This window comes from Streptomyces sp. 13-12-16, from assembly GCF_002114215.1.
In the GTDB taxonomy this organism is placed as follows: Bacteria; Actinomycetota; Actinomycetes; order Streptomycetales; family Streptomycetaceae; genus Streptomyces.
In genome coordinates this window covers 594-1,031 of sequence record NZ_NCTE01001464.1, presented here as the reverse complement: position 1 = coordinate 1,031, position 438 = coordinate 594, and the positions used below count along the sequence as shown (strand labels likewise).

Annotated in this window: 1 pseudogene; it reads left to right on the top strand. The window is 76.5% G+C overall.

Annotated features, from left to right (window positions below):
- A pseudogene (locus tag B7767_RS42700) lies at positions 1-438 on the top strand (family 2 glycosyl transferase); the annotation flags it as partial.

The following is a 438-nucleotide window of genomic DNA, read 5'->3' as shown; positions in this document are numbered from 1 at the left end:
CACGCTCGGCGCCGACGGGGCACGCGCGCGTGTCGCCGAGCAGAGCTTCGGCTGGCGCCAGCCGGTCGCCGCGCTGATCGCCCTCGCCTGCGCGATCGGCCCGCTGGTCGCCGTCGCCGGCTGGGTGATCCGCGGTGCCGACGGACCGGTCGAGCGGCGCGACCCCGTCCAGGTGCCCGCGTTCGTCGCCGAGGAGAGCGGCACCCGCGACCAGGCCCGCACCCTCGTCATCGACAGCGACTCCACCGACCGGGTCGGCTACGTCCTGGTCCGCGGCTCCGGCGCCCGCATGGGTGACGCGGAGATCACCGCGGTGGACGGCGGGAACACCGGGCTCGACAAGGTCGTCGCCAACCTCGTCGCCGGCTCCGGCGCCGACCAGGCCGACCAGCTCGGCGGCTTCGCCGTCCGCTACGTCCTCGTCCACCCGGGCGCACC